6 protein-coding genes are annotated in these 5,239 nt (G+C 41.9%); 3 read left to right on the forward strand and 3 right to left on the reverse strand.

The window, feature by feature from the left end; all coding sequences use genetic code 11:
• The 3 genes from ACESK1_RS10230 to rlmD form a co-directional block, all read right to left on the reverse strand.
• Positions 1 to 650 (reverse strand): DUF6048 family protein (locus tag ACESK1_RS10230; RefSeq protein ID WP_372920086.1); only part of this gene is annotated, 650 nt, incomplete at its 3' end.
• Entirely contained in the window at positions 616 to 1,158 is a 543-nt protein-coding gene (locus tag ACESK1_RS10235) for a DUF6452 family protein (protein ID WP_372920087.1), read from the reverse strand. The genes ACESK1_RS10230 and ACESK1_RS10235, both read right to left, overlap by 35 nt.
• A gap of 142 nt (positions 1,159 to 1,300) precedes the next feature.
• Positions 1,301 to 2,746, reverse strand: coding sequence for a 23S rRNA (uracil(1939)-C(5))-methyltransferase RlmD (gene rlmD / locus ACESK1_RS10240; RefSeq protein WP_372920088.1), 1,446 nt, complete (start codon positions 2,744 to 2,746; stop codon positions 1,301 to 1,303).
• A gap of 167 nt (positions 2,747 to 2,913) precedes the next feature.
• Between rlmD and rocD the strand changes: the two genes are divergently transcribed.
• From rocD to ACESK1_RS10255, 3 genes are all read left to right on the forward strand, one after another.
• On the forward strand, positions 2,914 to 4,158 hold the full coding sequence (gene rocD / locus ACESK1_RS10245) for an ornithine--oxo-acid transaminase (RefSeq protein ID WP_372920089.1): 1,245 nt from the start codon (positions 2,914 to 2,916) through the stop codon (positions 4,156 to 4,158).
• A gap of 257 nt (positions 4,159 to 4,415) precedes the next feature.
• Positions 4,416 to 4,748 carry a type II toxin-antitoxin system RelE/ParE family toxin gene (locus ACESK1_RS10250; protein ID WP_372920091.1) on the forward strand — a complete coding sequence of 111 codons (333 nt, stop codon included), beginning with the start codon at positions 4,416 to 4,418 and terminating at the stop codon, positions 4,746 to 4,748.
• 25 nt (positions 4,749 to 4,773) lie between these two features.
• A complete protein-coding gene (locus tag ACESK1_RS10255; RefSeq protein WP_372920090.1) occupies positions 4,774 to 5,079 on the forward strand; it encodes a helix-turn-helix domain-containing protein in 306 nt (101 codons plus the stop codon).
• The last annotated feature ends 160 nt before the right edge of the window (positions 5,080 to 5,239 follow it).

Genomic DNA, 5,239 nt, shown 5'->3' on the forward strand with positions numbered 1-5,239 from the left:
AAATTACTGTCGTCATAAGTGCGGTTAAATCCGGGAATAGTAAGGTTGTCGAAGTTATTTGGTGTTTTCTGAAAAAGCCTGCGTTTCAACTGAACATTAGCCGTGAGATAAAGGTTATTCAGGATCTCCACTTTTAACCCCCCCATCAGCTCTATCCAGCTGGCATTAAGGCCGGTGTTTTCTATCATTTCGTCCCGCACATCAGGCCCGAAAAACTGCGAGGTGTTGTAAATGGTGTATTCGATTAGCTCCTGCTTAAAAGTGGAAAATCCGTACCGCAGGCCGGCAAAGATCATATTTTCCATTCCGGTCCAGTTTTCGTAAGCGTTGTAATCTACCCCGATTTTGGCATATTGCCCGGTAGAAACCACGCTGATATTATCTTCAGAAAAAGGAAGACTTTCAGAACCGACCTCGGCAGCGGCATAGAAATTATCATATACCCTGTAATCTCCCATGATCTCGAAACCATCATAATCATCCTGGAGAAAACTACGCGCGAGTTTGCTCAGGTCTGTTCCTACCCGAATGCCGTATTTCTCCCGCTGATCTAAAGTGTCCAGGGCAGTAGGCTGCTGTGCGAACAAAAACCCTGTTGACAGCAAAAAGATCAGACTAGTAGAAAATAGAGATATGGCGGTTTGTTTCATCTTCAACTTCGGTTTGTTCTATAGTATAAGTTTGAATCCAGGCTTCATCGTCGCCGGCATCGATATTCAGCCTGAGATCAGAATAGATCACTTTATAGGCACAGGCACGGTTTACATAAACTTGCTCGCGGCCGTAGGAAAATCTTAAAATATCGGTGTTCGGGATAAGTGTATTTGTATCATCCTCGTCATCCTCGTCATCCTCGTCATCCTCGTCGATCTCCCGGGCATTGAGCGTAAACGCGTACTCGGTATTATTTTCAAAGGTTTTTAAAGGGATCATGATACTATCAACATTTACCCTGTCCAGAAGTATAGTATCTCTTTCCGTGTCCCAAACCCGTAAATTAGTTGGAGACCTGGTTTCTTCAGGTTCTTCTATATCAAAGAATTTAATGATAAGCAGGGGAGTGGTATCAGTGCTGGCCGGACAAAGATCGTCACGCTGGCACCCGGAAACCAATACTCCGAAGCAAACAAGAAAGATTTTTAAAAAGATCTTATTCATCTATTCATGTATTAACCCGAACCCGGGAATTTGACACAGACTTTTAAGTATTAGTCTAAACCCTCCAAATTTCCGGCAGCTTCCCGGAAACATTTAATCAATATTAAACCGAACCCCGGAATTTGACACAGGCCTATAAATATCAACCTGAAATTTCACCATTTATGCTACCTGGAGCTTGCCGGCTTTCTAAACAAACCACATTTTCCACGTGGTGAGTTTGCGGAAACATATCTACGGGTTGAACTTTGGTTACCTTGTAATATTCGTCCAGCATTGCCAGATCCCTCGCCTGGGTAGCCGAATTACAACTCACATACACAATTCGCTTTGGCAAGATACCAATTATTTGGGCTACCACATCTTTATGCATCCCGTCCCGTGGCGGATCGGTAATGATTACATCAGGATGCCCGTGTTCATTGATAAAACTTTCAGTAAATACTTTTTTCATATCCCCAACGTAGAACTCCGTGTTGGTAATCCCGTTACGCTCTGCATTTTCTTTGGCGTCTTCAATAGCTTCCGGGACTGCTTCAACTCCGATTACCTTTTTGGCGTTTTTAGCTACAAACTGCGCGATGGTGCCTGTTCCGGTGTAAAGATCGTAAACCAGTTCATCTCCGCTTAGATCGGCAAAGTTTCTCGTAACCTTGTAAAGTTCGTATGCCTGTGCCGAGTTGGTCTGGTAAAAAGATTTGGCGTTTATTTTGAACTTAAGACCTTCCATCTCCTCAAAGATGTGATCCCGACCTTTATAACAGACCACTTCCTGGTCGTAAATGGTGTCATTTCCTTTTCCGTTGATCACATACTGAAGCGAGGTGATCTCCGGAAATTTTTCAGCAAGGGCATCCAGAAGCAATTGCCGTTTAACTTTGTCTTCTTTATAAAACTGGATCAGCACCATTATTTCTCCCGTAGAAGTGGTGCGTATCATCAGGGTACGCAACAGCCCACTCTGTTCCCGGGTGTTAAAGAATTGCAGTCCGTTTTCTGTAGCGAATTCTTTTACAAAATTCCGAATCGCATTGCTGGGGTCTTCCTGTAAATGACATTTTTCTATATCCAGGATCTTGTCCCACATCCCCGGAATATGAAAACCTAAGGCATTCTTATCCTGGATGTCCTTTCCGCTCTGGATCTCTTCTATAGTGAGCCATCGGCTGTCGCTAAAGGAAAATTCCATTTTATTCCGATAGAAATAGATCTCTTTGCTGCCCAGGATAGGAGTCACTTCCGGTAACTCGATCTTTCCTATGCGCTGAAGGTTATTTAGCACCTCATTCTGCTTGTATTCCAGCTGGTATTTATATTCCATATTCTGCCACTTGCAGCCTCCGCAAACGCCAAAATGCCGGCATACCGGCTCGGTGCGTTTATCAGATAAAGTATGGAATTTAACCGCGGTGCCCTGGTAAAAAGCACGGCGCTTTTTAGTGGTTTGCACATCGGCGACATCGCCGGGAACCGCATTGTCTATAAAAATCACTTTTCCGTCAGGGGCCTTGGCGATACTCTTACCTTTTGCACCGGCATCTATAACTTCAACAGCTTCAAAGAGCTTGTTTTTATTCCTTCTTGCCATAGCGCAAAAATAGGATAAATGCTAAGATTTATTAGCCCGGCCTTTGAAAAATTCAGGAAACATTTAGTAATTTGCAGGAATTCAAATTTTGGATGATTTCTCTCCGAATCTGATGTGATTCAGCTTAAAGAAGGAATTGCAAAAAAAGTAATATAAAATTATTGAAAATGCCATTAACCAAAATTTCAACTTCAGAAGAAGCGATCAACCTGGAAGATAAGTACGGAGCCCATAATTATCATCCGCTACCCGTGGTCTTAAGCCGTGGCGAAGGCGTGCATGTATGGGATGTAGAAGGAAATAAATACTACGATTTTCTATCGGCTTATTCTGCTGTAAACCAGGGGCATTGTCACCCAAAAATTGTAGACGCGCTTTGCAAACAGGCGGCTAAACTTACGCTTACTTCCCGTGCCTTCCATAACGATGTGCTGGGGCCTTACGAGAAGTTTGCTTCAGAATATTTTAATTTCGACAAGCTGCTGCCAATGAATACAGGCGCAGAAGCGGTTGAAACCGCTATCAAGATCGCCAGGAAATGGGCTTATGAGAAGAAAGGGGTTGAGGAAACCGAAGCCCAGATCGTGGTTTGTGAGAATAACTTCCACGGAAGAACAACTACTATCATCTCTTTTTCCAACGATGAAGGTGCCAGAAAGAACTTCGGGCCTTATACTCCCGGATTTTTGAAGATCCCTTACGATAACCTCGAAGCCCTGGAAGAAATGCTTAAGAGCAATAAAAATATCGCCGGATTTATGGTGGAGCCTATTCAGGGTGAGGCTGGAGTTTATGTTCCTTCTGAAGGTTACCTGAAACGCGCTAAAGAGATCTGTCAAGAACATAACGTACTCTTTATCGCTGATGAAGTACAAACAGGGATCGCCCGTACCGGAAGATTGCTGGCGGTAGATCACGAAGAAGTAAAACCCGATATCCTTATCCTCGGAAAAGCTATTTCAGGCGGAGTATATCCGGTATCTGCTGTTTTGGCTGATGATACTGTTATGGAAGTGATCCAACCGGGACAACATGGTTCTACTTTCGGGGGAAATCCGTTGGCCGGAGCAGTAGCGACTGCCGCCCTGGAAGTGATTAAGGACGAGAACCTGGCAGAAAATGCCGAAAAACTCGGCGGACTCTTCCGAAGATTACTCAATGATTACATCAGGGATTCTAAAATTGTAGAACTGGTACGCGGGAAAGGTCTGCTGAATGCTATCGTGATCAACGATTCTCCTGATGGTGATACTGCCTGGAATATCTGTATGGCTTTAAAAGAAAACGGACTCCTGGCAAAACCAACCCACGGGAACATCATTCGTTTCGCGCCACCACTGGTAATGAACGAGGAACAGCTTAGGGATTGTGTTGATATTATCACTACAACTCTTAAGGAATTCGAGAAATAAATTTCTGTTTTGTTTTTATAACGAAAAGCCCGCCTGTATTGGCGGGCTTTTTTTGTTAGAGCACCTCATCCTGAACTTGATTGACGGTCTCATCGGCGTGAGTGTCCAACCAAGTGGATGATCCAGGGTTTATTGTGGGAATCGTCATCCTGAACTTGATTCAGGATCCCATTAGAGTGAGATTCTAAGAATGTAAGTTTCCATATATTGAAACCTGTTTCTTATCTTTGGTAAATAAAAAATTAAAGATCAGGTTAATGCACAAAAAGTTTAATATTTTATTTCTAAAGGAAGCAATTGACTTTTTAGATAATCTGAGTCCCCTTGTGAGAAAAAAGATATATTATAATTTGGATAAAGCAAGCCTAGTAAATGATCCCAGATTATTTAAAAAACTGAAAGATGATATTTGGGAATTCAGGACTAAGTATAGTGGAAATCAATATCGGTTATTCGCCTTTTGGGATAAAAGGGAAAAATCAAAAAGTTTAGTAATTGCAACCCACGGCATCATTAAAAAAATGGATAAAATCCCAAAATCTCAAATTGAAAAAGCGAAACAAATCAGGCTTGAATATTTTAAAGAATAGAAAAATGAATGAAAAAGAAAGAACAATGATGACTCTTGACGAAATGAAGGATCGTCACATTGGAAAAATAGGTACGGAAGATCGGGATAAATATGAATTCGACTTAAAAGTTGATGTTTTAGGTGAAATGATAAGATCTGTTCGTAAAGAAAGGCACCTCACGCAGGAGCAATTGGGAGAATTAATTGGTGTACAGAAGTCTCAGATTTCAAAATTGGAAAGAAACGTAAAAAATGTAACCGTAGAAACTATTTTAAAAGTTTTTAGTGCCTTAAATGCAAATATCACATTTAGCGTTGAAATTAACGAAGATGATTTTAAGGTAGCATAATTATCAATCTCCTTTTTTCATTGTCTCAGATTAATATCCGCGGGTTTCATCAGAGTGAGATTATGATGGGAATCCTCCCCCTGTATGAGATGCCGGATCAGGTCCGGCATGACGATTTTCTATGAATGTCATCCTGAACTTGATTCAGGATCTCATTAGA

Source organism: Salegentibacter sp., assembly GCF_041642575.1.
Taxonomy (GTDB): Bacteria; Bacteroidota; Bacteroidia; order Flavobacteriales; family Flavobacteriaceae; genus Salegentibacter.